General features: G+C 43.9%; 28 protein-coding genes and 1 tRNA gene. 25 read left to right on the top strand and 4 right to left on the bottom strand.

All coding sequences use genetic code 11. The features are described 5' to 3' along the window. The first annotated feature begins 73 nt into the window (after window positions 1-73). The 8 genes from EL081_RS04605 (at window position 74) to ldcB (ending at window position 7701) form a co-directional block, all read left to right on the top strand. Window positions 74-643 carry a nitroreductase family protein gene (locus tag EL081_RS04605; protein ID WP_164555453.1) on the top strand — a complete coding sequence of 190 codons (570 nt, stop codon included), beginning with the start codon at window positions 74-76 and terminating at the stop codon, window positions 641-643. A gap of 136 nt (window positions 644-779) precedes the next feature. Then, window positions 780-2186: a dipeptidase PepV gene (gene pepV, locus EL081_RS04610; protein WP_126404145.1), complete on the top strand. Its 1407-nt coding sequence runs from the start codon at window positions 780-782 to the stop codon at window positions 2184-2186. Window positions 2187-2238: 52 nt separating this feature from the next. Then, window positions 2239-2841: a uracil-DNA glycosylase family protein gene (locus EL081_RS04615; RefSeq protein WP_126404146.1), complete on the top strand. Its 603-nt coding sequence runs from the start codon at window positions 2239-2241 to the stop codon at window positions 2839-2841. Window positions 2842-2865: 24 nt separating this feature from the next. Further along, window positions 2866-3357, top strand: coding sequence for a prolyl-tRNA synthetase associated domain-containing protein (locus EL081_RS04620; RefSeq protein WP_126404147.1), 492 nt, complete (start codon window positions 2866-2868; stop codon window positions 3355-3357). Window positions 3358-3378: 21 nt separating this feature from the next. Then, a complete protein-coding gene (locus EL081_RS04625; protein WP_126404148.1) occupies window positions 3379-3660 on the top strand; it encodes a rhodanese-like domain-containing protein in 282 nt (93 codons plus the stop codon). A 98-nt stretch (window positions 3661-3758) separates the two neighbouring features. Next, window positions 3759-5045, top strand: coding sequence for a DUF6574 domain-containing protein (locus tag EL081_RS04630; RefSeq protein ID WP_126404149.1), 1287 nt, complete (start codon window positions 3759-3761; stop codon window positions 5043-5045). A gap of 81 nt (window positions 5046-5126) precedes the next feature. After that, window positions 5127-6917 (top strand): TcaA second domain-containing protein, encoded by a 1791-nt coding sequence (locus EL081_RS10135; RefSeq protein WP_232011399.1) that lies wholly within the window; start codon window positions 5127-5129, stop codon window positions 6915-6917. A gap of 10 nt (window positions 6918-6927) precedes the next feature. Further along, window positions 6928-7701: an LD-carboxypeptidase LdcB/DacB gene (ldcB, locus tag EL081_RS04640; RefSeq protein ID WP_126405045.1), complete on the top strand. Its 774-nt coding sequence runs from the start codon at window positions 6928-6930 to the stop codon at window positions 7699-7701. Between the two features lie 100 nt (window positions 7702-7801). Here the strand turns inward: ldcB and EL081_RS04645 are convergent, their stop codons facing one another. From EL081_RS04645 to EL081_RS04655, 3 genes are all read right to left on the bottom strand, one after another. Further along, on the bottom strand, window positions 7802-8044 hold the full coding sequence (locus tag EL081_RS04645) for a type B 50S ribosomal protein L31 (RefSeq protein ID WP_003016441.1): 243 nt from the start codon (window positions 8042-8044) through the stop codon (window positions 7802-7804). 222 nt (window positions 8045-8266) lie between these two features. Further along, window positions 8267-9268 (bottom strand): hypothetical protein, encoded by a 1002-nt coding sequence (locus tag EL081_RS04650; RefSeq protein WP_126404150.1) that lies wholly within the window; start codon window positions 9266-9268, stop codon window positions 8267-8269. Between the two features lie 179 nt (window positions 9269-9447). After that, window positions 9448-10386: a DHH family phosphoesterase gene (locus EL081_RS04655; protein ID WP_126405046.1), complete on the bottom strand. Its 939-nt coding sequence runs from the start codon at window positions 10384-10386 to the stop codon at window positions 9448-9450. A gap of 176 nt (window positions 10387-10562) precedes the next feature. Between EL081_RS04655 and EL081_RS04660 the strand changes: the two genes are divergently transcribed. The 10 genes from EL081_RS04660 to EL081_RS04710 all read left to right on the top strand — a co-directional run bounded on the left by EL081_RS04660 (window position 10563) and on the right by EL081_RS04710 (window position 17203). Further along, window positions 10563-11006 carry a flavodoxin gene (locus EL081_RS04660; protein WP_126404151.1) on the top strand — a complete coding sequence of 148 codons (444 nt, stop codon included), beginning with the start codon at window positions 10563-10565 and terminating at the stop codon, window positions 11004-11006. Between the two features lie 133 nt (window positions 11007-11139). After that, window positions 11140-11412, top strand: a complete 273-nt coding sequence (locus EL081_RS04665; protein ID WP_048716815.1) for a chorismate mutase — start codon at window positions 11140-11142, stop codon at window positions 11410-11412. Window positions 11413-11421: 9 nt separating this feature from the next. Continuing rightward, on the top strand, window positions 11422-12633 hold the full coding sequence (locus tag EL081_RS04670; protein WP_126404152.1) for a chloride channel protein: 1212 nt from the start codon (window positions 11422-11424) through the stop codon (window positions 12631-12633). 116 nt (window positions 12634-12749) lie between these two features. Then, entirely contained in the window at window positions 12750-13097 is a 348-nt protein-coding gene (rplS, locus tag EL081_RS04675) for a 50S ribosomal protein L19 (RefSeq protein ID WP_003003254.1), read from the top strand. Between the two features lie 43 nt (window positions 13098-13140). After that, window positions 13141-13212: transfer RNA gene (locus EL081_RS04680), tRNA-Arg, on the top strand. Window positions 13213-13557: 345 nt separating this feature from the next. Further along, entirely contained in the window at window positions 13558-14202 is a 645-nt protein-coding gene (locus EL081_RS04690) for a DUF6572 domain-containing protein (RefSeq protein ID WP_126404153.1), read from the top strand. Window positions 14203-14452: 250 nt separating this feature from the next. Then, a complete protein-coding gene (locus EL081_RS04695; RefSeq protein WP_185946458.1) occupies window positions 14453-14965 on the top strand; it encodes a hypothetical protein in 513 nt (170 codons plus the stop codon). Window positions 14966-14976: 11 nt separating this feature from the next. Then, entirely contained in the window at window positions 14977-15339 is a 363-nt protein-coding gene (locus EL081_RS04700) for a hypothetical protein (RefSeq protein WP_126404154.1), read from the top strand. Between the two features lie 380 nt (window positions 15340-15719). Continuing rightward, a complete protein-coding gene (locus EL081_RS04705; protein ID WP_126404155.1) occupies window positions 15720-16151 on the top strand; it encodes a hypothetical protein in 432 nt (143 codons plus the stop codon). A gap of 239 nt (window positions 16152-16390) precedes the next feature. Further along, a complete protein-coding gene (locus tag EL081_RS04710; RefSeq protein ID WP_126404156.1) occupies window positions 16391-17203 on the top strand; it encodes a PrsW family glutamic-type intramembrane protease in 813 nt (270 codons plus the stop codon). A gap of 42 nt (window positions 17204-17245) precedes the next feature. Here EL081_RS04710 and mnmE read toward each other — a convergent pair whose 3' ends face one another. Beyond that, window positions 17246-18619 (bottom strand): tRNA uridine-5-carboxymethylaminomethyl(34) synthesis GTPase MnmE, encoded by a 1374-nt coding sequence (gene mnmE, locus EL081_RS04715; RefSeq protein WP_126404157.1) that lies wholly within the window; start codon window positions 18617-18619, stop codon window positions 17246-17248. Window positions 18620-18781: 162 nt separating this feature from the next. Here mnmE and rpiA point away from each other — a divergent pair, with 162 nt between their 5' ends. The 7 genes from rpiA (at window position 18782) to EL081_RS04750 (ending at window position 25311) form a co-directional block, all read left to right on the top strand. Beyond that, window positions 18782-19459, top strand: a complete 678-nt coding sequence (gene rpiA, locus EL081_RS04720) for a ribose-5-phosphate isomerase RpiA (RefSeq protein WP_126404158.1) — start codon at window positions 18782-18784, stop codon at window positions 19457-19459. A gap of 126 nt (window positions 19460-19585) precedes the next feature. Further along, on the top strand, window positions 19586-20797 hold the full coding sequence (locus EL081_RS04725) for a phosphopentomutase (protein WP_126404159.1): 1212 nt from the start codon (window positions 19586-19588) through the stop codon (window positions 20795-20797). A 1-nt stretch (window position 20798) separates the two neighbouring features. Beyond that, a complete protein-coding gene (locus EL081_RS04730) occupies window positions 20799-21341 on the top strand; it encodes a DUF1697 domain-containing protein (RefSeq protein WP_126404160.1) in 543 nt (180 codons plus the stop codon). Between the two features lie 13 nt (window positions 21342-21354). Further along, the gene (locus tag EL081_RS04735; RefSeq protein ID WP_126404161.1) at window positions 21355-22164 is read left to right on the top strand and encodes a purine-nucleoside phosphorylase; all 810 of its coding nucleotides are present in this window, start codon (window positions 21355-21357) and stop codon (window positions 22162-22164) included. Window positions 22165-22169: 5 nt separating this feature from the next. Beyond that, window positions 22170-23435 carry a chloride channel protein gene (locus EL081_RS04740; RefSeq protein ID WP_126404162.1) on the top strand — a complete coding sequence of 422 codons (1266 nt, stop codon included), beginning with the start codon at window positions 22170-22172 and terminating at the stop codon, window positions 23433-23435. A 407-nt stretch (window positions 23436-23842) separates the two neighbouring features. Then, window positions 23843-24553: a purine-nucleoside phosphorylase gene (deoD, locus tag EL081_RS04745; protein WP_126404163.1), complete on the top strand. Its 711-nt coding sequence runs from the start codon at window positions 23843-23845 to the stop codon at window positions 24551-24553. Beyond that, window positions 24553-25311 (top strand): hypothetical protein, encoded by a 759-nt coding sequence (locus EL081_RS04750; RefSeq protein ID WP_126404164.1) that lies wholly within the window; start codon window positions 24553-24555, stop codon window positions 25309-25311. Before deoD ends, EL081_RS04750 begins: the two co-directional genes overlap by 1 nt. Window positions 25312-25315 lie beyond the last annotated feature (4 nt).

The raw sequence follows: 25315 nt of genomic DNA on the forward strand, positions 1-25315 counted from the left end.
AAAATAGAGGTAATAGAATTAGAAAAGGAAGTTGACTATGAAATTCCTATAACTCAACAAAAAACGTCATGCGATCAAGCATTTTACAGACCAGCCGGTCGATCCAAAGGATGTACGGACAGCTATTGAAATTGCGACATTGGCTCCAAGTGCGCACAATAGCCAACCATGGAAATTCGTGGTCGTTCGTCAGAAAAATGCGGAATTGGCTAAACTAGCCTATGGTGGGAACTATGACCAAGTCATGGAAGCACCTGTGACCATCGCTCTCTTTACAGATACCGATTTGCAACGTCGGGCTCGGAAGATTGCGCGTGTCGGTGGGGTCAAAAACTTCACAGAGGAGCAGTTGCAATACTTTATGCAAAACCTTCCTGCAGAATATGCTCGCTACAATGAACAACAGATTAGCGATTACTTGGCATTGAATGCTGGATTGGTCGCGATGAACTTGGTATTGGCCTTGACGGACCAAGGGATCGGCTCAAACATCATCCTTGGCTTTGACAAATCAAAAGTCAATGAAGTCTTGGAAATCGAAGAGCGTTTCCGTCCAGAACTCTTGATTACTGTCGGCTATCCAGCTGAGAAGGTAGAACCTAGCTACCGCTTGCCAGTAGACGAAATCATTGAAAAACGCTAATAGAAACTGAAAGAACCGGATGGTCCTCGTCTCGTACGATACAAGTCCGGTTTTCTAGAATCCTTTGGTGGACTGATGGACAGTCGCTGATGGGGTTCTAGAGAATTCAATTTAAATCGAAATAACGGAGGAATGCATGACAACAATTGACTTTAAAGCAGAAGTAGAAAAACGCCGCGAAGAATTGATGGCTGACCTTTTCAGCCTCTTGGAAATCAACTCAGAACGGGATGACAGCCAGGCGGATGCGACTCACCCTTATGGACCTGGACCAGTCAAAGCCCTTGAGAAATTCTTGGAAATCGCTGAGCGTGATGGCTACGAAACAACTAACGTGGATAACTATGCTGGACACTTCATCTTTGGACAAGGGGAAGAAGAGCTCGGAATCTTTGCTCACATGGACGTGGTACCTGCTGGTAGTGGCTGGAATACAGACCCTTACAAACCTGAGATTATCGATGGCAAGCTCTATGCGCGTGGTTCATCTGATGACAAGGGACCTACAGTAGCGTGTTACTACGGTTTGAAGATTATCAAGGATCTGGGATTACCAGTATCTAAGCGCGTGCGCTTTGTGGTTGGTACAGATGAAGAATCTGGTTGGGGCGATATGGACTACTATTTCAAACATGTCGGCCTTCCTGATCCAGACTTTGGTTTCTCTCCAGATGCCGAATTCCCCATCATCAACGGGGAAAAAGGAAATATCACCGAGTACCTACACTTCGGTGGTTCAAACACAGGTCAAGCGCATCTTCATAGCTTCACCGGTGGCCTTCGTGAAAACATGGTGCCTGAGTCAGCAACTGCAGTTGTTTCTGGTCAATTACCTGATCTAGCTAGTCTTTTGGAGGCCTTTGCCAATGAACACCAACTTCGTTATGAAGTTGCAACAGAAGATGACGGTAAATTCAACATCACCATTATCGGGAAATCTGCCCACGGCTCTACTCCAGAAGCTGGGATCAATGGAGCAACTTACTTGGCTCTCTTCTTGAACCAGTTTGACTTCGGTGGAGATTCCAAAGCATACTTGCAAGTGTCAGCATCTCTTCTTCATGAAGACTTTGCTGGTGAGAAGCTTGGCATTGCCCATACGGATGAAAAGATGGGGGCTCTCAGCATGAATGCGGGTGTCTTCAACTTTGACGAAAATAGCTCAGATAACACCATCGCCTTGAACATTCGTTACCCTAAAGGAACAGATCCAGAAACCATCAAAGCTGGTCTTGAAAGAGTAGAAGGAGTGGCGTCCGTCAGCTTGTCTGCCCACGGCCACACACCTCACTATGTTCCTATGGAAGATGAATTGGTCTCAACGCTTTTGCGTGTCTATGAAAAACAAACCGGACTGAAAGGTCATGAGCAAGTAATCGGTGGCGGAACCTTTGGTCGTCTATTAAAACGTGGGGTTGCCTTCGGTGCTATGTTCCCAGACTATGTGAACACGATGCACCAAGCCAATGAATTTACGGATGTAGAAGATCTCTATCGTGCAGCTGCAATCTACGCAGAAGCCATCTACGAACTCATCAAATAAGACGCTACTCAGTCGGCACTTGCTGGCTGAGTTTTTGCTTAGAGGAGGAGAAATGGAGCAACTAGAGCGGATCAAAGAGGCCATCATGGCCGATCCACAAAACAAAGACTATACGGATAAGGGGATTGAGCCCTTGTTTGCGGCACCAAAGACTGCTCGGATCAATATCATCGGACAGGCACCTGGACTGAAAACACAAGAAGCTGGCCTCTATTGGAAGGACAAGAGTGGGGACCGCTTAAGGCAATGGTTGGGAGTCGATGAAGAGACCTTTTACCACTCGGGTCTATTTGCGGTCATTCCCATGGACTTTTATTTCCCAGGGCATGGCAAGTCAGGAGATCTGCCACCTCGCAAGGGTTTTGCGGAAAAGTGGCACCCTCTGCTCCTTAAGGAGTGTCCGGATATTGAGTTGACTCTCTTGATTGGCCAGTACGCCCAAGCATACTATCTCCATGAGAGAGTCAGTGGCAAGGTGACCGAGCGGGTGCGCCGATACAAGGACTATCTGCCCGACTATTTCCCTCTGGTCCACCCTTCGCCCCGCAATCAGATCTGGATGGCCAAGAATCCCTGGTTTGAGGCAGAAGTGGTGCCGGCTCTTCAGGCTCGGGTTCAGCAGATATTAAGAGAGTACAAAAAGAATAATGAGTGATAACCACCAATAGGAGGAATTCCCATGGATGCATATCAAAAAGTCAAAGACAGATTAGACCAACTCGGGATTAATTTTGATGTGGTGGAACACCCACCGGTATTGACCACTGAACAGGCCGATTCCTATATTGAAGGTCTCGAAGGGGTCCGGACAAAGTCCATGTTTTTGACCAACAAAAAGAAAACCCAGTACTATCTGCTCATCATGGATGACCAGAAACCCTTGGATATGGAGGATTTCAAAGACCAAGTAGGAGCCAATCGGATCCGTATGGCTTCAATTGAATCTCTGGCAGAAAAAATGCAATTACCAGCTGGGACAGTATCTCCCTTTGGCTTGTTAAACAATGAAGATAAGGATATTCTCGTCTATTTTGATCAGGACATTGTGTCAGAGGAAATCATGACCTTCCATCCTAACACGAATGAAAAGACGATCTTTATCAAAACCCAAGACCTATTCCGCTTTTTAGAATCCATTGATTATAAATATGAAATACTAACCTTGCCATAGTGGCATCAAAAAGGAGAAATCATGAAAGAAATTCCATTTAATGACTTTTTAGCAAAGTACCAAGCAGGAGAAATTAACGTCGTCGATGTTCGCGAGCAAGAGGAATATGATGCTCTTCATCTGGACGGAGTGACCTTACTTCCCTTATCAGTGTTGGCAGAACGCTATTCAGAGCTGAACAAAGACCAAGCCTATTATATCATCTGCAAGTCTGGTCGGCGCTCAGCCCGCGCCTGTCAATTTTTGGAAGAAGTGGGCTATGATGTAACCAACGTCCAAGGAGGCATGGATGCATTTGATTAGTTGGGATGGCCCAGCTTGTGAATTCCGGTAGAATATTGAATTCTAGTGGAAATTTTTATATAATATATCTGTATTTTGTTTTATAAGGAGATTATTTTATGATCAAACAGGATTGGCTTGATTACTTTGAAGCTGTGAACGGTCGTTCAGCAACTGAAGAAGAGATCGCTCAAGCGTTGGCTGCAGGTGAGTTCCAAGAAGAGCAGGTAGCCCAAGAAGCTTCACAATTTGTTGGGGCTCCAGTAGCTCCAGACCAAATAAACGCTGGTTTCGTTTCTGCTCCAGCAGCACCAGAAGAAGTGACTTCTCAATTCGCTGCTGCGCCAGAAGCACCAACTCAAGAAGCACCACAATTCGCTGCTGCGCCAGAAGCACCAGTACAAGAGGCACCACAATACACTGCTGCACCAGAAGCACCAGCTCAAGAAGCACCACAATTCGCTGCTGCGCCAGAAGCACCAGTACAAGAAGCGCCACAATACACTGCCGCTCCAGAAGCACCAGTACAAGAAGCGCCACAATTCGCTACTGCGCCAGAAGCACCAGTACAAGAGGCACCACAATACACTGCTGCGCCAGAAGCACCAGTACAAGAAGCACCACAGTTTAATACTGCGCCAGAAGCACCAGCATTTGGCGCTCAACCAAATAGCTTCCAACAAGCGCCTCAACAACAGCCACAACCAGGATTTGGTCAACCAGCCCCAGGTCAAGGCTTCCAGCAAGCACCTTATCCAGGACAACCTCAACCAGGTCAAGCCTATTATGCACAACCTGCTCAACCAAATGCCTTTGGTCAAGCAATGAAAGGATTCTGGTCATGGTTTGTTTCTGCTTTGGTTCGACCAACAGTAGAAAATCAACCAAGAGTATTGAATGGTATTCTTCATTATGTCTTAACTGCATTTATCCTTAGCCTCTCACTTTTCTTCGTGGCGAGTGCCTTCCCTTACGCTGAAGTAGGATTTACGGCTTACCTATTGATTGTCATTGTAACTTTCTTTACAATTTACGCCACTCAATTAACTGGTTTCTTGGTTCGTAACCTTGTCTTGCAAGATAAAGAATACACCTACAAACGTTCATTCGATGAGTTTGCTCGCTTGTCTATCTATGCCTTGCCAGCATCCCTCATTGTCTTAATTTTTTCTCTAGTTAAGTACTTTGAAGGATTTAGCTTCCTTCGATCGTTAATCTTCGTTCTCTATTTCTTAGGCTTGCTATACACTGTTTACCAAGGTTTGAACAGAACAAAAATCAAGGCTGACAAATTCTTGTTGCTCCTTGCTTCAACAGCGGTCATTCTAGTCATCTTCACAATTGTTGGCATCGTTGACAGACGCATTTTAGAACAAGTATCCGTCTATATCGCTTCCTTCTTTTAATCGGGTAGGAACCTTGTCATAAAATTCTTGTTCATATAGATATCGGATAAAAAATATTTTAGGTTTTAGGAGAACATGCCGATGAACAAAAAATGGGTAGAATTATTTGAAAAAGTGATCGGTCGCAAACCTACTCCTGAAGAATTCATTGCCGGAAGAGATTCCGGCTTTGATTTTAAGGCAATCAAATCGATTGCTGGAGTAGCGATCGACCAAGTGGCGTCAGAAGCGCCAAGACTAGGAGGGCAGGAACCAGTAGAAGACCTTGTAAATCCTCTTCAACAGCTCTGGGAAGAGCGTTTCTTCGCCCTTTATGGACGTGCGCCACTTCCAGAAGAGATCGAATCAGCTCGTAGTCAGAACTTTGAAATCGTGGAAGGACCTGCTCCGGCGATTAACTTTGATGAGACCAATCAAACAACACAGGTCTTCGCACCAGTGGAAAGCCCTTCAGAGGCACCAGAAAGCCTGTCCCAGCCAGTTGAAGCCGTAGCGGCAGCAGAACTACCAGACCAAGAAGAAGCTGTCAAGAAAGGCAAGAAAAAGAAAGAAAAGAAAGTCAAAAAAGAGAAAAAGGGCAAGAAAAAGAAAGTCTTCTTCTTCAGTATTTTGACTTTGTTGGTCTTGACCTTGTCTGGTCTAGGCTATTACTTCTCATCAACTACAGGCCCACAGGTGACAGTGGACAAATTAGTCACAGCCATTGAACAAAAAGATTACCGGGAAGTGGCTAGCATCCTTTCAAATGATAAGGATAAGTGGACCAAAGAAGAAGCTCAAGGCTTGCTAGACTATATGACTGCTCAGAAGATTGATGCCATTTACGAATTAGATCATATCGCCCAGTCTTCAAAAACAGGAATCGTCAAGGATAAAAATCAGAATCTACTGATTGGAATCGAGAAGGCGGATAAGAAATTCGGTATCTTCCAAGAATACCGCATCGAGACCTATCCACTTGAAGTCACAGCGACTACGAATCTGGATGATGCCAAGCTTAAGACCAGTGAAAAAGAGTCGACTGTGCTCAAGAAAAACCAAACGACCAAACTTGGTAAGGTTCACTTTGCACCACGAGATATGCAACTAGACGGTAAGACCGAAGTTGGAAAGATTTCTAGTGAGGTCAAGCTAGATCCAGCTCAAGCTTCGAAGAATAAGCTGGACTTGACCTTCAATTCTGAGAAACGTCTTCTTGAAATTGAATTCCCAGAGGAAGTCAGCAATCCAACGGATATCAAGGTAGCCGTGAATGGCAAGGAAGTCGGCACAAGTACCCTATTTGAAGTCGATGTCGTAGCCCATCAAGAAATCGAGGTCCATGCAGTCTTTAGTCTCAACAATGAGAGCTATACAACTGAAAAGGCCAAAGTTACGATTGGTGAAACTCCGGATGACGATGAAGTCATCACTTTGAAGCTTTCTAAGGATGTAGCCAAACGATTAAAAGATGCAGAAACAGCTCGTAAAGCCAAGGAAGAAGAAGCCAAGAAGGCAGAAGAGAAGAAAACTGCTATCACCTCCTTCCTCCAAGACTACCGGACAGAAATCTTCTCATCTGTCTCAAGTAGATCCAACACCTACTCCAAGTACTATGACACTTCAAGTGATGCCTATAAGGAAATGGTGGAGTGGACAACAGGTGGCGGAGTCAAGAAGGCTGAAATCGACTACTATACACCAGGTGTTTTCAACGTTCTCAGCGTTACCGAAGAGAATGGAATGGTGATCGTGAAAACCCATGAAGAATATACTGTGCACTATGTGACCAGCCGAAAAGATAGCCAGAGTAGCAAGGACAAGACCTACACCCTGAAACCTGTAGGGGATACTTACGTGATTACGGCTATTGCGGTCACAGCTGGTAATTAGGAGGTTTATGATGAAATTAAGCATGACAAAATGGACTCTTGCTGGCCTGGTTCTGTTGAGCCTAGGTGCTTGTGGCCAACAGAAGGAGTCAAAGAGCTCATCTCAAAAAGAGCCTGCTTCCAGTAAGCAAGTCGCTCAGTCGTCAGCCAGCAAAGAAACCAGTGCTTCTGAAGCAACTTCATCTGACGATAACAAAAAGTCAACGAAGAAGGCAGGCGAAGTAACGGTGGACCAAGGTGTTTCCTTTAATGGCTCTTATTACAGTGTCCAAGGAAAGTCTGGAGATATCGTCATTGCTAACAAGCACTACCCCTTAGTTGCAGACTACAATCCAGGTGAGGATCCAGTAGCTGTTGCGGCCTTGCACGAGTTGATCACGGCCATGCAGGCTGAAGGGTATGCTATCAGCGATCAGTACAGTGGTTTCCGTAGTTATGAGACCCAAGTAGATCTCTACCAAAGCTATGTCAATCAAGACGGTGCCGCTGCAGCAGATCGCTACTCAGCTCGTCCTGGCTATAGCGAGCACCAGACAGGTCTAGCATTTGACCTCATCGATACCAGTGGCAATCTCGTTCAAGAACAAGGCGCAAACAAATGGTTGCTCAAGAACGCTGCCAAGTATGGCTTTATCGTCCGTTATCAAGAAGGAAAAGAAGCGAGCACGGGCTACATGCCGGAAAGCTGGCACCTTCGCTATATCGGAGAAGACGCAAAAGATGTCGCAGCATCAGGAAAAAGCTTAGAAGAATACTTCAACTTTACCGGTGGCGACTACGAATAACAAGAAAACCGCTCTTTCAGGAACCTGAAGGAGCGGTGTTTTTATGTTGGGCAGAACAAGAAAAAACCACTGCCAAGTGGAAGTGGTTTTGATGGGTTTCTTATTTGAGACCGTATTTTTTGTTGAAACGATCCACACGTCCATCTGCTTGAGTGAACTTTTGACGTCCAGTGTAGAATGGGTGTGAGTCTGATGAAATTTCAACACGGATCAATGGGTAAGTTTCACCTTCGAATTCAACAGTCTCGCTAGAGTACTTAGTTGAACCACTAAGGAACTTGTAACCAGTAGTAGTGTCCATGAAGACAACAGGGCGATATTCTGGATGGATATCTTTTTTCATTTTGCAATATTTCCTTTCTGCCATGGTCTCTTTCCGAGCCATAGATTGTTACTAAGCTAGTGTATCAAAAACAAAAGAGTTTGGCAAGGATTTTTACCAAATTTTTCGCATTTTATAAAGAAAAAAAGTGGGAGAAGCTCATCCTATTAGGCAAGCTTTTCCCACTCTGACCAACACCCCTAGTAAGGAAATGTTGGACATGCATGATTAATAGAAATCTATTTATTCTTGACCAGGTTCAGTAGTTGGCTGTTCTGGTTGTTGAGGTTGCTGTTGCTCTTGTGGTTGCCAAGCTTGTTGAGGTGCTTGTTGGAAACCTTGTTGAGGCTGTTGAGGTGCTTGTTGGAACCCTGGTTGAGGTTGTTGAGGCGCTTGTTGGAACCCTTGTCCTGGAGCAGGTTGACCAAACCCTTGTTGCGGTTGTTGCCATTGTTGTTGATTAGGTTGACCAAACCCTTGTTGAGGTGCTTGTTGGAACCCTTGTCCTGGGGCAGGTTGACCAAACCCTTGTTGCGGTTGTTGGAATCCTTGTCCTGGGGCAGGTTGACCAAACCCTTGTTGAGGTGCTTGTTGGAACCCTTGTCCTGGGGCAGGCTGACCAAGTCCTTGTTGAGGTGCTTGTTGGAACCCTTGTCCTGGAGCAGGTTGACCAAATCCTTGTTGAGGCGCTTGTTGGAATCCTTGTCCTGGAGCAGGCTGACCAAACCCTTGTTGTGGTTGTTGCCATTGTTGTTGACCCGGTTGTTGTGGTGATTGGACAGATGATGCAACAGACTGTGCGAATCCTCTACTTGTTGATGCAAGTTCTTGGAATGTTCCTTTAGTGATTTTACCACCAGACATCGCAAGAAGTCCTGTGACCACAATAGCAATACTTGCAATGACTGCAATAATCAAACCAAAACCAATAGAAAAGCCATCACCGAATTCAGATGAAGCACCCAAAACTCTAAACATAGTGATGATCGTAATTAAGCTTTCAAGAATACCGATAGCAATGACACCAATGGAAAAATTCTTGTTCATTGGTGGAGCAATGTTTGGAAGGCAAGCTAGAACGATGGCACCAATAGCTAGGACAACGATGACCCATCCAAATTCACCTCGAATTCCACTGAAAGAATAACTTCCGTAGGATCCACCATTGAATGTACTCCATGGCAAAAAGGTAGAAATGGCAGTAAGAGCTGCTGCGACGATGATAAAAATACGATGTTTATGCATAAAACGTCTCCTTTTTTTGTGATTATTATAGCATAAATAAGCTCAAACTGGAATGGAAATGTAAGAAATCGTTCACATTTTTCTAAATGTTATTAAAATTCATTCGTTTTTGTGTAAAATGAAAAAAGGCCAATCGTCTCCACTAGAAACGACTGACCTGCTTGCTTGATTTTCACTATCTATTTTGCCTTGGCAACTTCCTGTAGTTCTCGATAGATTTGCTCGTTTTCTTCTAAAGAATAAGAATTGGCTCCACTGGCGAGTGGGTGGCCTCCACCATCGTGGCGTTTTGCAATCTCATTGATCACCAGAGCCTTACTTCTCATACGGACGCGGTAGTGGCCATCAGCTTGCTCGACAAAGATAGCCCAGACGCTGACGTCTTCGATCCGACCAGGTGCTGAGACGATCGCAGCAGTCTCGGCATCTGTGATTTGGTAGTGTTTGAGAAGATCTTGAGTCAGGGTCACGCGACTAGCTCCATTTTCATCGATTTCGAGATGGTCATAGACATAGCCTTGAAGCTTGGCGATCTTAGAACTCATGCTGTCCATCTGACGAGAAAGACCTGCAAAGTCAAAGTCAAAACTACGAAGGTGGGCAACCATCTCGAAAGTCCGGCTGGTCGTCGAAGGATAGAGGAAGCGTCCAGTGTCTCCGACAATACCAGCATAGAGGAGACGGGCTGCTTCTGGACTGATCTCAAGCTCTTGTTCAAGAGCGAAGAGGGTGATAAGCTCGCTCGTAGAGCTTGAATCTGTATCTACCCAGAGGAGATCTCCGTAGGCATCGTCGTTTGGATGATGGTCGATCTTGATCAGAAAATCGCCACTTGTGTAGCGTTTGTCATCGATGCGAGGGGTGTTGGCAGTATCGCAGACAATGACCAGGGCACCTGCATAGTCCTCATCAGTTACAGTATCCATGCTAGCCATCCAAGCAAGAGTCGGTTCGTCATAGCCGGTAGCTAGGACTCTTTTATCTGGGAAGTTGGTCTGGATGATTTCTTTCAAACCGACCTGGCTTCCGATCGCGTCTGGATCCGGATTCATATGACGGTGAAGGATAATGGTATCGTAGTGGTTGATTTTCTCTAAAATGTCCTGTGTGATCTGCATATAGTACCTCATTTAATTCTCTTTCAATTTTAGCATAAGGAGGGCATTTGGAAAAGAAAAAGGTTGTCTAGCCTCAGGTGGACAATTTCCGAACAATGCCAGGCTTCCAGTACTTCCCTATGCAAAATGCGCGCGAAAGTGGTATAATGTCATAAGATTATTATTTGGAGGGAATTATGACATTAGCAAAGATTGTTTTTGCAAGTATGACAGGAAATACAGAAGAGATTGCTGATATCGTAGCAGATAAGTTTCGTGATCTTGGTGTCGAAGTAGATGTCGACGAATGTACAACAGTAGACGCAGAGGACTTTCTTGAGGCTGATATTGCAGTCGTAGCGACCTATACCTACGGTGATGGTGAGCTTCCTGACGAAATCGTAGACTTTTATGAAGACTTAGCGGGTCTTGACTTGAATGGTAAGATTTACGGTGTTGTTGGATCCGGTGATACCTTCTACGACGAGTTCTGTAAGGCAGTCGATGACTTTGATCGTGTCTTTGCAGCGACTGGTGCGGTTAAAGGTTCTGAGTGCGTCAAGGTAGACTTGTCAGCTGAAGATGAGGATATTGAAAAATTAGAAGCTTTTGCAGAAGAAGTCGTAGCAAAAGTGGGCTAATCCATAGCTAAGAAAGGTGTTTGCATGTGGCAAGCACTTTTTTTATGGATGAAAACCTTCAATAGCTGGATAGGGCTAGTAAGATTGCCCGATTTTTGATAAAATGGGTAGCAAAAAGTAAGGAGGCCAGTGTATGGAACTAGAGAAGATTCGCCAAGAGATTGACAGTATTGATAAAGAATTGGTCCGTCTATTAGAACGCCGGATGCACTGTGTGGAAGATGTCATTCGTTACAAAGAAACCCATCAAAACCCTGTCTTGGACCGGGCTAGAGAGGATGAGGTCTTAGCCAATGTAGCCGGCTTGGTCCAGGAAAAACGCTATGAGGAAACCATCCTTGCCACTTATCGGGATTTGATGAAGCGCTCCAGAGGCTATCAGGCCGATCAGTTAGATGCGGACTAGGGTGCTGAGATGACGATGAGTAAAAGAACCTTAGTGTATACCCTAGATGCCCTCATGATCGGTGCGATCGTTGGGGTGATTGATACCCTCTTTGGCCGTGTCTTGATCGGGATTGGAGAAGTTCGTACAGATTATCTACTCTATCTCTTGCCCTTTCTGGCTCTAGCAGGTATCTTGATTACCTATCTCAATCGCAACTATGGGGGCAAGAGTCAAAAAGGGATGGAGCTCCTCTTTGAAGTGGGTGAGGGAAAGGAGAAAAACATTCCCAAGCGCTTGATCCCCTTGACTATCCTCTCTACCTGGATGACGCATCTCTTTGGTGGATCTGCTGGTCGCGAAGGAGTGGCGGTCCAGCTCGGTGGGACGGTCGCCCATGCTCTACGAAGAGAGGGACTTGGCCCAAACGCTTCACGGATCTATTTGGTCACTGGGATGGCTGCTGGCTTTGGTGGCCTCTTTCAGACGCCTCTAGCTGCCATCTTCTTTGCTATGGAGGTCCTAGTGGTTGGGAGATTGGAGTGGCGGGCTCTCTATCCTGCGACCATTGCAGCCTTTGTCGCTAGCTGGACATCTCACACCTTGGGGCTAGAGAAGTTCACTCAGGTCATTTCAGATAAGCTCTCCCTATCGCCTCACGTATTCTTGCAGTTGCTGGTCTTAGGAGTCATCTTTGGTCTGACAGGTAAGCTCTTTGCCTATCTTTTGGGGCAGTTAAAAACTAGCTTTGCCAAGGCCTTTGTCAATCCTTATGTGCGGATCGGAGTGGTCGGTCTCGGTCTGAGTATTCTCTTGTATCTGATTGGAACAGGTCGCTATACAGGACTGGGGACCAACCTGATCTCTCAAAGCTTTGCGGGAGCTGATAGCAAGAGCTTGATCACTGGGGCAGACTGGATCCTCAAGCTTCTCTTTACGGTAACGACCATTGCTGCAGGCTATAAGGGAGGAGAAGTGACCCCGCTCTTTTCTATCGGGGCAAGTCTAGGTGTCTGGCTAGCTCCTTTCTTTGGATTGCCGGTTTATCTGGTAGCAGCCTTGGGCTATGCGGCTGTCTTTGCAGGGGCTACCTCGACGACGATTGGCCCTATCTTGATCGGGTGTGAGGTCTTTGGATTCCAGCATTGGCCAGCCTTTCTCTTGGTCTGTCTGGTCGCTACGCGTCTCTTTCCAGCCTTGTCTATCTATGGTGGACAAAAAGTTGCGAAAAAGTTGCAATAATCCTTTACAAACGGACATTCTTTTGGTATTATAAACTTTGTGCGTAATGGAAGCACAAAAATACAGTTTATCCGCTGAGGGAGGTCCCTCAAGATTGACGAAGATAGGAGAATAAAATGAATCCATTAATCCAAAGCTTGACTGAAGGTCAACTTCGTACTGATATCCCTGCATTCCGTCCTGGTGACACTGTTCGTGTACACGCGAAAGTTGTCGAAGGATCTCGTGAACGTATCCAGATCTTTGAAGGCGTTGTTATCGCTCGTAAAGGTCAAGGACACACTGAAATGTACACTGTTCGTAAAATTTCTAACGGTGTCGGTGTTGAACGTACATTCCCAGTACACACTCCACGTGTAGAAAAGATTGAAGTAGTACGTTACGGTAAAGTACGTCGTGCGAAATTGTACTACCTTCGTGCATTGCAAGGTAAAGCAGCTCGTATTAAAGAAATCCGTCGTTAAGACGAATAAGGAGGCGGGAGTGATCTCGCTTCTTTTTTTATCGGTCCCCTTAGTTCAATGGATATAACAACTCCCTCCTAAGGAGTAGTTGCTGGTTCGATTCCGGCAGGGGACAATAATTCAATCACAAAGAGGCTGGGACAAAAGTCCTAGCCTCTCAATTGTCTTTGGATTGTCGAGCAAGACGCAGTGGTTGAGTGGGCTCTACTACGCTGATTTCATCAGCTTTTACAGCCCTACTCAACTGTGCGGAGGTGGGACGACGAAATCGAATTCTAACGAATTACCGATTTCTGTCCCACTCTCTTTTTTTTGACCAAATTTTGAACAAGTTCATAAGATATCCATGGTGTGGTATAATAGGAGAAAGTATAGGTACTAATTTGATTGGGATTTCTCTCCTTATAATGAGATTGGATTAAGTGTTAGGAACTAGATTCCTGTGAAGGAATAAGACGATATGAGAATTATAAAAGAAAATGGGTTTATTATAACTGAAGAAAATGGCAAATATACAATGTCCTGGATGACAGGAGGTTTTCAAGATATAGAAGTTACTTATCCAGTTAGTAAAGAATTAGTGGACAAGGCTTTAAGGTCAGAACAGGATGCTTATGAGGTTGAGCTATTCTTACAAACTGGAGAATGGGTGACAAAGGAGAGTAAAGAAGTAGCTAGGCAAAATTACTTTAGATCCTCACCGGTTCGTATTTTGGTAAATCCATCATCCATTAAACAGTTGTTTTCTATTCAAGAATTTGAAAAACTGATACGAAAAGCTATTAGTTCAGAACTAAAACCAACTGAACTTGACGCTATTGGTAAAGTTGATTATCATTTAGAGCTTCTTCTGGTGGATTCAATCGGCTGGGAGGAAGAAATAGAAGCAGTCCATCTTGAAATTCTGCAAGAAAAAATTAACAATTATATTCATTTCCTTGAAAGCAAGCAATATGTAGAGAGATATGGCGATAGCTTTGATAAAAAAGTCATCCATATCACATTCCAGTATTCTCCATCGGATAATGGACTAGCCTTTCTCACAGCTGTTCAGAAGGTATTGCAACCAACGGATATGAGCTTGAAGGTAGAATTGCCGGAGTGAGTTCAGGGAAGTGAATATAAGAAGAGACGTTTGTCTTTTCTTTTTCATTATTAATGAGACTTTCCCATCCTTTCTGTACTTGATTTTAATCTGGTATAATGGGAAAAGGAAACTCTTTCCGACTAGTACCTTGCGCTTCAGAATTTGGTGTTGAGCCAAGTGATGGGCTTTGGTTTCGGCAAGGCGAGCGATTATATGAATACGAAGTTTGGTCGTGGTGGTACACCAGACCTAGCAGTTGATTTGCCAGGTGGCAGCAGAAAGTGTAGCTGGAGTTGTCGGCGGAGTCGAGCCAAGTGATGTTGATGTACCGAAGGTGAAGGATATACATAGCTCTGGGGATGCCAGTTTTCCAAAACCAACTTTTCAACCAAGTTCTGGAAATTCTTCAGTGGTGTCAAGGGTAGAATTCGAGAACAATTCAGTACCATCTGTAGGAAAAGCACAGAATGCAAATTTACAGTTTAATAGTAAGCAAAAATTAGTGAATCATTTTGATAAACACAGTGCAGAGGTTGCTCACGCATTGAAAAGAACGGATTACTCAATAGAACAATATTTAAAAGACGCAAATTTTGTAATTGAAACGGGTACTTATGTACCAGAATTAAATGCATATGTAAAATTTATAGAATATGAAGGCAAAAATACTTTGTACGCCTTTGTCGGATTAGATCTAAATACTGGAAATATAACGACATATCATGCAAAAACTGTTGATTATCTTATCAAAAAGGGACCTAGTCTAGGATTTCAACGTTAAGGAGAAATTTAATGATTTTTGTAAAAAAAATAGAATGGATAGATATTGATACCAAAGAAGCGGAGGTCACTTTATCGGATAATCAATATGAATTAGTTTGCTTTTCAGATGAATTTTTTGGAAAGATTGGGGGAAAGTTTGATGACATGCTATATGCTATTGTTGATGGAGACGTATATAAAAGCGAAGATAAATTATTTCTAGTAAAGCACCTGAATAGTTTTGAATATTTTATAATTGCTAAAATAATTGATAAAACAAGAAATATCGCTCAGGTAGGAGAATTTTTGATTAATATAGGTGGAGGAATTCCAAATGATCTTGAGAATGGTGAATTTGTTGAATTTCGTGTTAGAAGGATTGATATTTATTAATGCTCAGTGAAAGTCATACGAAAAATTGATTAACTCTATTGGAAAAGATTTTTGAAGACTACCAAGAAACGAAGTAAACTATAAAAATTTAGGTATCTGAGGTTATAGTAATTAATGAATAACACAGAATTCAAAAAAATTGTTGGCGAAACTTTGAAATCACAAGGTTTTGCTTATGAAAATAAATATTATACATTTGAAAATACTGATTTAAAGGTATTTATTGGCTTTTAAAAATCTAACTTTGAGAAGTCTTTCTATATCAATTACGGCTTTTTGATCAAAGGCATTTATGATGGGAAATTACCTCTATATAAACAAGGTTTGGAAGACTTTGGTGGTAGAGTCAATAAAAATGGTAAAATGTATTACGTGGAGGGATGATGGATAAATTATACATAGTTGTTGATGGAATTGAACATCAATACTTTGATTGTGATAGTACAGGATATTATTTGATTTCCTATGATCCTTTATCAGAGAATAATGGTTATAAATTATTTGATTCAGAATTGAAACAATATAGAGAATACTTGACAGAAAAACAGATTGAAAAAAAGTATAAAATTATAGATCATATTTGGTTCAATGAACAGAAATGGGATATTTTTCAACGAAGTGACGATAATTTAGATAAGCCTAATTCATGGGTAACTATTGTTTCTGACGATATACAATTTTTAAAAAGAAACGGACTATGGAAGAAGGAGAATTTAGTTGAAAGTAGGTATGGACATTTGTATTATTGCTCTCTACCAATCGAGGCTGAAAAGTTTTCTCTAATTCGAACTAGAAAAAATCTCCCTATATAGTTAAGATAGTAAGAAAGTAGTCTATGATGAAATCAGTTAGTTTTACAATAAAAAGCAACCAATCACTAAGAGCTCTGTTATTTCGAATGGTCCAAAATGTCATAAATAATTAGCAGCAATCAGCAGTCGCTATTACCGTAGCCATTTATTGTTTTTTTAAGCTTTTATTGTTACAATATCCATATAGACAAAAAGACTGGGATTCCAGCCTTTTTAATTGTTCTTAAGAAAGGTTTTTTATGAAACGCAAATCGATTTTGTTTCTATTTTTATTCTTGCTCGCGATCGGTCTGGCCTATGAGACGCAGTCTATCACTGCTGGTTGGATGACAGGCAGTCAGTATGGGATCATTGGTGTCTCTTTCCTCTTGCTCCTAGTTTATGCGATTCCTGCTGTTTGGGCTCTCTTTCATTTTGCCAAGAAGTGGAAGTTGTCCTGGATTCCGGTTCTCTTTTCTCTTCTAGGTGGGGGCTTTATCGCAGGTTGGTTGTCTAGTTTTACCAATACCTATTTCCATGAGATGATTCAAGCAGTAGCGCCTAATAGCGATTTTTGGAACCAGTATGAGAGTGCGATCGCAGGGCCTCTCTTTGAGGAACCCTTCAAATTGATTCCGATCTTCTTTGTCCTCTACTTGTTCAATGTGCGTCGGATCAAATCCATCTTCCTTTTAGCGATTGCTTCTGGTCTTGGTTTCCAGATTGTGGAGGACTTTGCTTATATCCGTCAAGATATGCCAGAAGGTTTCTCTTATGCAGTATCTGGTATCCTAGGTCGGATCATGAACGGGGTCGTATCTCACTGGACCTACACAGCTCTTTTCATGGTGGGTCTCTACTTGATCCTTCAAGCGACAAAAGGTCGCAAGGAGTTGATGCTGACGGGTTGGTTCTATTTTGTAGCTGGCTTTGGCCTTCACTTTGTCGGCAATTCACCATTTGGCCAAATCGAAACAGAACTCCCTCTTGCTATTCCCTTCTTGACAGCAGTAGGACTCTTCTTGATCTACCAAGCCTACCTCACCGTCCAAAGTCTGGACCAAGGAAATTAATTAAAAAAATCGTATGTTTCAAACATACGATTTTTTTGAACTTTATTTACCAAGACAGAACTGGCTGAAGAGTTGGGTAATGAGCTCGTCTGGTGCAGCATCCCCTGTGATTTCTCCAAGGATTTCCCAAGTGCGGGTCAGATCGACTTGAAGAAGGTCAACTGGCATACCCATGGCTAGGCCTTCGTTGACAGCTTGGAGGCTTTCAACGGCTTTTTCGATAAGAGAGATATGGCGGGCATTGGAGAGGTAGGTAGCATCTTGCTCCACTAAGCCAGCATTTTCAAAGAAGAGGGCGTTGATACGGTCTTCGATTTCGTTGATATTTTGGTTTTTAAGGACAGAGATCTTGATGTGATCTGCAGGGATCTCATCTAACTCGATTTGTTGCGGGAGATCGACCTTGTTGAGGAGGATGATGCGGTTGCTGTCTTGTGAGATTTCCAGCAACTGACGATCCTGATCAGTCAGTGGTTCACTAGCATTGAGGACCAGAAGGACCAGGTCGGCTTCTTTGAGGGCTTTGCGAGAGCGTTCCACCCCGATGCGTTCAACGATGTCTTCTGTCTCCCGGATCCCAGCCGTGTCGAAGAGCTTGAGGGGAACACCGTTGATATTGACGTATTCCTCTATGACGTCTCGGGTCGTCCCTTCGATATCGGTCACGATAGCTTTTTCCTCGCGCAGGAGGTTGTTCAGAAGGCTAGATTTACCGACGTTTGGTCGCCCGATGATAGCAGTAGAGATCCCTTCGCGAAGGATCTTTCCACGGCGAGCTGTCTTGAGGAGATTGGTCAAGAGGGCTTCGAATTCGGTGCTCTTTTCGCGGATGATCTCGGTGGTTGCTTCCTCGACATCATCGTACTCAGGATAGTCGATGTTGACTTCGACTTGAGCTAAAGTATTGAGGATTTCTTGACGGGTATTGTTGATGAGATCAGATAGGGATCCGTCCAACTGTTTGACGGCGATGTTCATAGCCTTGTCGGTCTTGGCGCGGATAATATCCATGACCGCCTCGGCCTGGGTCAAATCGACACGACCATTCAGGAAGGCCCGCTTGGTAAATTCACCAGGCTCAGCCAGACGAGCGCCTTCGCGGATGACCAATTGCAGGATTTCGTTGGTCACAGCAATCCCACCGTGAGTATTGATTTCGATGATATCTTCTCGCGTGAAGGTCTTAGGAGAGCGCATAGCACCGACCATGACTTCATCCAGAATCTCATCCTTATCCGGATCCACGATGTGGCCGTAGTTGAGGGTATGGCTAGCCACGCTGGTCAAGTCTTTTCCTTTAAAAATCTTTTGCGCGATCTTAAAGCTGTCTGTCCCGCTCAAGCGGACAATCCCAATCGCTCCCTCACCAAGTGGAGTCGAGATCGCAGCGATGGTATCAAATTCTCTAGTAATCATGTATCTTCTCTTTTCCTGTGTATTCCCTTCTATTCTATCGTAAACTAGCAAGAGGGGCAAGGTTTTGCATTTAGAAGGAGAAGTTGAAAAGGTTTTCAGTTAAGTAGTGAAATCTGCTGGCCGATATGCTATACTAAATATGAATAGAAATGGAGGTCTAAGATGGTAAACCTAAAAGAACAGGTAGGCATTAAGGCGGCTGAGTTTGTTACAGACGGCATGATTGTCGGTCTTGGTACAGGGTCAACTGCTTATTATTTTGTGGCTGAATTGGGACGTCGCATCAAGGAAGAAGGCTTGCAGATTACAGCTGTAACGACCTCAAGCGTGACCTATGAACAGGCAGAAGGCTTGGGAATTCCTCTCAAAGCGATCGATAATGTCGAAGTGGTGGACTTGACCGTCGATGGTGCGGATGAAGTAGACCCTGCTTTGAACGGCATCAAAGGTGGAGGCGGTGCCCTCTTGATGGAGAAAATCGTTGCGACCAACTCAAAAGACTGCATCTGGATTGTTGATGAGTCAAAACAAGTGGAGACGCTTGGTGCCTTTAAACTACCAGTAGAAGTGGTTCAATACGGAGCAGAAAATCTTTTCCGTCATTTTGAAAAGAAGGGCTATTCACCAGCTTACCGTGAAAAAGATGGACAGCGCTTTGTGACCGATCAAGGGAACTTTATCATTGATTTGGATTTGAAAGTGATCCCAGACGCTGAAGCCTTGGCAGAAGAGTTGGACCGAACTGTCGGCGTTGTCGACCATGGTCTCTTCTTAGGAATGGTTTCAAAAGTCATCGTAGGGACACCAGAAGGTCCAAAAATCATTAGCAAATCACTTTAAAAAGGGCTTTTTGTCCTTTTTTCTGAGGATATAAAACTTATTTATAAAATTTTATATGAAAGCGTTACATTTTCAAAAATTTGTGTTATACTGTATTCAGTTTAAATTATAAAGGAGACATTCAATATGCCAAAATTTAATCGTATGCATTTAGTGGTTTTGGATTCAGTAGGGATCGGAGCAGCTCCAGATGCTAATAACTTTGTCAATGCTGGTGTACCAGATGGCGCATCTGACACACTTGGACACATCTCAAAAGCGGTTGGTTTGAATGTGCCAAACATGGCAAAACTTGGTCTTGGAAATATTCCGCGTGAACAAGCCTTGAAGACTGTTCCGGCTGAGAGCAATCCAACTGGTTACGCTACGAAGTTAGAAGAAGTCTCTCTTGGAAAAGATACCATGACAGGTCACTGGGAAATCATGGGTCTTAATATTACAGAACCCTTTGATACTTTCTGGAATGGATTCCCAGAAGAAATCTTGACAAAAATCGAAGAATTTTCAGGTCGCAAGGTCATCCGCGAAGCGAATAAACCATATTCTGGTACAGCTGTTATCGATGACTTCGGACCACGCCAAATGGAAACTGGCGAGTTGATCATCTATACATCAGCTGACCCTGTTCTTCAAATCGCAGCTCACGAAGACATCATTCCTTTGGATGAACTTTACCGTATCTGTGAATATGCTCGTTCCATCACTTTGGAACGTCCAGCTCTTCTCGGACGTATTATTGCTCGTCCTTACGTTGGTGAGCCTGGAAACTTCACTCGTACGGCTAACCGTCGTGACTTGGCTGTTTCACCATTTGCTCCAACTGTTTTGGATAAATTGAACGAAGCAGGCATCGATACCTATGCAGTTGGTAAGATCAACGATATCTTCAACGGTGCTGGTATCAACCACGATATGGGCCACAACAAATCAAACAGCCACGGTATTGACAACTTGATCAAAGCCATGAAATCTGAAGAATTCAAACATGGTTTCTCATTCACTAACTTGGTGGACTTCGATGCTCTTTACGGTCACCGTCGTGATCCACATGGTTACCGTGATTGCTTGCATGAGTTCGATGAGCGCTTACCAGAAATCATCGCTGCAATGAAAGAAGATGATCTCTTGATGATTACGGCTGACCATGGTAACGACCCAACATACGTTGGTACTGACCATACTCGTGAATACATCCCATTCTTGGCTTACAGCCCATCTTTCAAAGGTAGCGGCTTGATTCCAGTTGGACACTTTGCGGATATCTCAGCTACTGTGGCGGACAACTTTGGTGTTGAGAAAGCCATGATCGGAGAAAGCTTCTTAGATAAATTGGTTTAAGATGATGCGCTTTGCTCTCCTCGTAAGAGGAATCAATGTTGGCGGCAAAAACAAAGTGGTCATGGCTCAACTTCGTCAAGAATTGACGGAGCTGGGATTGGAACAAGTGGAAACCTACATCAACAGTGGCAATATCTTCTTTACGACAGATCTTTCTCGATCTCAGTTAGTAGAGTGCCTGTCGACCTTCTTTGAGAATCACTATCCCTTCATTCAGTGCTTTTCTCTCCTGAGTCGTGAAGACTATGAAGCAGAATGTGCAAACCTACCGCAATGGTGGACAGAGGAGATGCCTCGAAAGGATGTGCTCTTTTACACCGAGGGCTTAGATAGGGAATCCGTAGAAGAGAAGTTGCTTGCTTTGAAGCTAGGCGATGAAGTGCTTCACCTTGGCAAGCTAGCTGTTTTCTGGGGGAAATTCTCAGAAGCAAGCTACGCTAAAACCGCCTACCACAAACATCTGATGAAGATGCCTTTCTATCGTCAGATCACTATTCGCAACGCTAACACCTTTGACAAAATTGGTAGATTACTTAAGAAATAAAAGGAGAAACACAATGACATTATTAGCAAAAATCAATGAAACAGCAGCATTTTTGAAGGGCAAAGGAATCGAAGCTCCTGAGTTCGGTTTGATCCTTGGTTCGGGTCTTGGAGAATTGGCTGAAGAAATCGAAAATGCAGTCGTAGTAGACTACTCTGACATTCCAAACTGGGGTCAATCCACAGTAGTCGGACACGCTGGTAAATTGGTTTATGGTGATCTTGCTGGTCGTAAAGTCTTGGCCCTTCAAGGTCGTTTCCACTTCTACGAAGGAAATCCTCTTGAAGTTGTGACTTTCCCTGTCCGTGTTATGAAAGTTTTGGGATGTGAAGGTGTGCTTGTAACCAACGCTGCTGGAGGTATCGGCTTCGGTCCTGGTACCTTGATGGCTATTACTGACCACATCAATATGACTGGTCAAAACCCATTGATTGGTGAAAACTTGGATGACTTTGGTCCACGTTTCCCTGATATGTCGAAAGCTTACACTCCAGAATACCGTGAGACTGCTCATCAAGTAGCAGACAAATTGGGCATTAAACTGGATGATGGGGTTTATATCGGTGTTACAGGTCCAACTTATGAAACTCCAGCTGAAATCCGTGCATATAAGACTTTAGGAGCAGATGCGGTTGGGATGTCTACAGTGCCAGAAGTTATTGTGGCCGCTCACTCAGGCTTGAAAGTTCTCGGTATTTCATGCATCACTAACCATGCTGCAGGTTTCCAAGAAGAGCTCAACCACGAAGAAGTAGTGGAAGTGACTGAGCGCGTCAAAGGAGACTTCAAAGGATTGCTGAAAGCGATTCTTGCTGAATTGTAAAAAAGATGGAAAGAATTGTGAGAACCCTCCAAGCAATTCCCTATAAATTGAGAATGGTCCTAGCAGCTTGTCTGCTAGGGCTTGTTTCGGGTTTTGCAGGTATTATTCTTCATGATCTTCTGGAATTTGTTGAAGGGCTAGTATTTGGTCATTCCGAGCATGAGTCTAGCTTTTTGACGGATGGAGTTCCCCCTTATCGGATAGGAATCAGTTTACTAATTGTAGGTCTTACTTCAGCCTTAGTCTGGTATTCTTTGCAACGAAAGGGGAAGCTCCTCTCCATCAAGGGTCAGATGAAGGAGGAAGATTCCCGTCTCGCCCTTCATTTTTGGAGACAATTGCTCCATTCTAGCTGGCAAATTATCGCTGTTGGAGGAGGAGCACCGATCGGCAAGGAAGGAGCGCCTCGAGAGATCGGGGCCTTGTTGGCAGGTCGTCTTGCGAAAGGTTTTGGCCTGCCGCTGGCAGATCGTATTTTCTTGATCGCTTGTGGGGCGGGAGCAGGATTGGCTGCGGTTTACCAAGTCCCATTAACGAGTGTGTTTTTTATTTTTGAAACCTTAGGCATTGCATTTTCACTTAAACGCTTTTTCTTGGCAGGGATTTCCACTTATGTGGCTGCTTATACGGCAGGTTGGGTGATTTCAGATCATGCACTCTACAAGCTGCCGATTACGACTTGGTCACTACAGGGGTTGTGGCTGCTACCGATTTTAGTCTTGGTCTTAACTCCCCTAGCCTATGGATTTGCGCGATTGACCAAGCAAGCTACTGCTCATCGGATTAAAGACAAGCGTATTCTCCTGACTCTTCCACTTGCATTTCTTTTCTTAGCTGGCCTATCTCTGAAACTCCCCCACCTTCTTGGAAATGGACGAATGGTAGCTCAGGAGGTCATTAATGGAATTTCATGGAAGACGGCCTTCCTCTTGTTTGTCCTAAAGGCACTTGTTGTTTTGCTTACTCTCTGGGCGGGAGCTTATGGAGGGACTTTGACGCCTTCCTTTGCCTTGGGGATGGCAGGAGCAGCACTTTTCACTCTAGCTTTTGGACTTGAGAGTCCATCTACAATCTTACTTCTTGGAGCTGTCTGCTTTTTAACCGTGACCCTAAAGGCTCCCTTTTCTGCAACTGGTTTAGTGATTGGATTTACAGGTCAAGGATTAGATGCTCTGCCTTACCTATTACTAACAGCCTTTCTAACTGTTGGTTTGACCCAAAGATTGGATTGTCTGTTTGGTCGAAAATTAAAGGAGTCTTCAAGTAGATAAGATTCAGGAGCTTTTTATGGAGGGGATTTACCCTACAAGCTAGATGAATCCTATCTTCTTATGGTATAATTGATGTATACGCAATAGGGCAGTTTAGTCTGGGATTCAAATAGAATCTGAGGCCTGACCTATAAGAAAATAACAAGAAGTTAGAACGTGTGTTCTCTATGAACACGAGCGGAAAGTTTTCTAAACAAAATACACACAGAAAGGTAGAGCATGTGTTCTGATTTGAACACGAGCGGAAAGCTTTTCTGAACAAAAAAATGAAAGGAAGGGCAGTTCGGGTTTGAATTGAACCCGGGCTAGAGGCTGTGTAAAAAAGATAAATCCTCCTAGATGCGAAGCATCTTTGTCGGATTTCCTATTTTTACTTTGCCTCTCTAACGCCCTTGGTATCTTATATTATGTCTATCCATATTGCTGCTAAGCAAGGTGAAATTGCTGATAAAATTCTCCTTCCTGGGGATCCTCTTCGTGCGAAATTTATCGCTGAGAATTTTTTAGAAGACGCTGTTTGCTTCAATGAAGTTCGGAACATGTTTGGTTACACGGGTATCTACAAGGGTCATCGTGTATCTGTCATGGGTACTGGGATGGGGATGCCATCGATCTCTATTTATGCGCGTGAGTTGATCGTGGACTACGATGTGAAGAAATTGATCCGTGTGGGTACCGCTGGTTCTTTAAACGGCGATGTCCACGTCCGTGAATTGGTCTTGGCGCAAGCTGCCTCAACCAACTCAAACATCATTCGCAACGATTGGCCTCAATACGATTTCCCACAAATCGCAAGCTTTGATTTACTAGATAAAGCCTACCACATTGCCAAAGACCTCGGTATGACGACACACGTCGGCAATGTCTTGTCTTCTGATGTCTTCTATTCAAACTACTTTGAAAAGAACTTAGAGCTTGGTAAATGGGGTGTGAAAGCTGTGGAAATGGAAGCAGCAGCTCTTTACTATCTTGCCGCCCAACACCAGGTGGATGCCCTTGCTATCATGACTATTTCAGACAGTTTGGTTAATCCAGATGAGGATACAACTGCTGAGGAACGTCAAAATACTTTCACTGATATGATGAAAGTTGGTCTTGAAACCTTGATTGCAGACTAATGACAGAATACCTTCATTATGAGTGGCTCTACGACCTTCAGACCTACCAGTATAGTCGAGTCCTTCGCTCTGCTAAGAAGCAGAAGGAAGTTCCGGAGCTGGTCTTGACCTTATTGCAGTTAATGACCGAGCGTCGGGAGCTCAATATCCAACCGATCATGAACCAAAAGTTGAGAACTGACTTGCTAGAAGCGACTGGTTTTCAGCTTTTTTGGCATGAGGACCCAGAAGAGGAGCAACTGGCTAACTATCTGTACGATTTAGAGGCCAAGCTCCGCAACGATCAGATTATCGACTTTATTCGTGCGGTGAGTCCTGCTATTTACCGAATTTTTATGCGCTTGATTGAGATGCAGATCCCTGATATTGCAGACTACATTCACAACTCCAAAGAGTCCAGCTATGACCATTGGAAGTTTGAAAAGATCCGGTCATCTGACAATGCAGCTTTGCAGAATTTCCATAGCGAGAGTGCAGTCAATTCGTCCAGTTTGACGGAGTTGATCATACTCTTGGACTTGCCGGATTCCACCAAAGATGCAGCCAAGCAACTGCGGGAGTTGGAAAAATCTGTTCGCAATCCTTTGGCCCACTTGATCAAACCCTTTGATGAGGAAGAATTGCACCGGACGACTGGTTTCTCTTCCCAGCATTTTATGGAGCTCTTGGTGAGTTTGGCTCAGGAGACGGGGATTGTTTACCAGCGAGAACCTTTTTATTTCGATCAGGCCAATGCCCTTATCGAGGCACTCTTGTAAGGAG

This window comes from Streptococcus viridans (genome assembly GCF_900636365.1).
Taxonomy (GTDB): Bacteria; Bacillota; Bacilli; order Lactobacillales; family Streptococcaceae; genus Streptococcus; species Streptococcus viridans_A.

What these genes read in the sequence shown, in the direction of transcription:
- EL081_RS04690 (WP_126404153.1), top strand. Translation starts at nt 13,558, where the DNA reads ATGAGAATTATAAAAGAAAATGGGTTTATTATAACTGAAGAAAATGGC.
- EL081_RS04705 (WP_126404155.1), top strand. Translation starts at nt 15,720, where the DNA reads ATGATGGATAAATTATACATAGTTGTTGATGGAATTGAACATCAATAC.
- rpiA (WP_126404158.1), top strand. Translation starts at nt 18,782, where the DNA reads ATGGTAAACCTAAAAGAACAGGTAGGCATTAAGGCGGCTGAGTTTGTT.
- EL081_RS04630 (WP_126404149.1), top strand. Translation starts at nt 3,759, where the DNA reads ATGATCAAACAGGATTGGCTTGATTACTTTGAAGCTGTGAACGGTCGT.
- EL081_RS04710 (WP_126404156.1), top strand. Translation starts at nt 16,391, where the DNA reads ATGAAACGCAAATCGATTTTGTTTCTATTTTTATTCTTGCTCGCGATC.
- EL081_RS04645 (WP_003016441.1), bottom strand. Translation starts at nt 8,044, where the DNA reads ATGAAAAAAGATATCCATCCAGAATATCGCCCTGTTGTCTTCATGGAC.
- EL081_RS04655 (WP_126405046.1), bottom strand. Translation starts at nt 10,386, where the DNA reads ATGCAGATCACACAGGACATTTTAGAGAAAATCAACCACTACGATACC.
- EL081_RS04750 (WP_126404164.1), top strand. Translation starts at nt 24,553, where the DNA reads ATGACAGAATACCTTCATTATGAGTGGCTCTACGACCTTCAGACCTAC.
- deoD (WP_126404163.1), top strand. Translation starts at nt 23,843, where the DNA reads ATGTCTATCCATATTGCTGCTAAGCAAGGTGAAATTGCTGATAAAATT.
- EL081_RS04700 (WP_126404154.1), top strand. Translation starts at nt 14,977, where the DNA reads ATGATTTTTGTAAAAAAAATAGAATGGATAGATATTGATACCAAAGAA.
- EL081_RS04730 (WP_126404160.1), top strand. Translation starts at nt 20,799, where the DNA reads ATGATGCGCTTTGCTCTCCTCGTAAGAGGAATCAATGTTGGCGGCAAA.
- EL081_RS04625 (WP_126404148.1), top strand. Translation starts at nt 3,379, where the DNA reads ATGAAAGAAATTCCATTTAATGACTTTTTAGCAAAGTACCAAGCAGGA.
- EL081_RS04615 (WP_126404146.1), top strand. Translation starts at nt 2,239, where the DNA reads ATGGAGCAACTAGAGCGGATCAAAGAGGCCATCATGGCCGATCCACAA.
- EL081_RS04725 (WP_126404159.1), top strand. Translation starts at nt 19,586, where the DNA reads ATGCCAAAATTTAATCGTATGCATTTAGTGGTTTTGGATTCAGTAGGG.
- EL081_RS10135 (WP_232011399.1), top strand. Translation starts at nt 5,127, where the DNA reads ATGAACAAAAAATGGGTAGAATTATTTGAAAAAGTGATCGGTCGCAAA.
- EL081_RS04665 (WP_048716815.1), top strand. Translation starts at nt 11,140, where the DNA reads ATGGAACTAGAGAAGATTCGCCAAGAGATTGACAGTATTGATAAAGAA.
- EL081_RS04740 (WP_126404162.1), top strand. Translation starts at nt 22,170, where the DNA reads ATGGAAAGAATTGTGAGAACCCTCCAAGCAATTCCCTATAAATTGAGA.
- mnmE (WP_126404157.1), bottom strand. Translation starts at nt 18,619, where the DNA reads ATGATTACTAGAGAATTTGATACCATCGCTGCGATCTCGACTCCACTT.
- EL081_RS04620 (WP_126404147.1), top strand. Translation starts at nt 2,866, where the DNA reads ATGGATGCATATCAAAAAGTCAAAGACAGATTAGACCAACTCGGGATT.
- pepV (WP_126404145.1), top strand. Translation starts at nt 780, where the DNA reads ATGACAACAATTGACTTTAAAGCAGAAGTAGAAAAACGCCGCGAAGAA.
- ldcB (WP_126405045.1), top strand. Translation starts at nt 6,928, where the DNA reads ATGAAATTAAGCATGACAAAATGGACTCTTGCTGGCCTGGTTCTGTTG.
- EL081_RS04670 (WP_126404152.1), top strand. Translation starts at nt 11,422, where the DNA reads ATGACGATGAGTAAAAGAACCTTAGTGTATACCCTAGATGCCCTCATG.
- EL081_RS04735 (WP_126404161.1), top strand. Translation starts at nt 21,355, where the DNA reads ATGACATTATTAGCAAAAATCAATGAAACAGCAGCATTTTTGAAGGGC.
- EL081_RS04660 (WP_126404151.1), top strand. Translation starts at nt 10,563, where the DNA reads ATGACATTAGCAAAGATTGTTTTTGCAAGTATGACAGGAAATACAGAA.
- EL081_RS04650 (WP_126404150.1), bottom strand. Translation starts at nt 9,268, where the DNA reads ATGCATAAACATCGTATTTTTATCATCGTCGCAGCAGCTCTTACTGCC.
- rplS (WP_003003254.1), top strand. Translation starts at nt 12,750, where the DNA reads ATGAATCCATTAATCCAAAGCTTGACTGAAGGTCAACTTCGTACTGAT.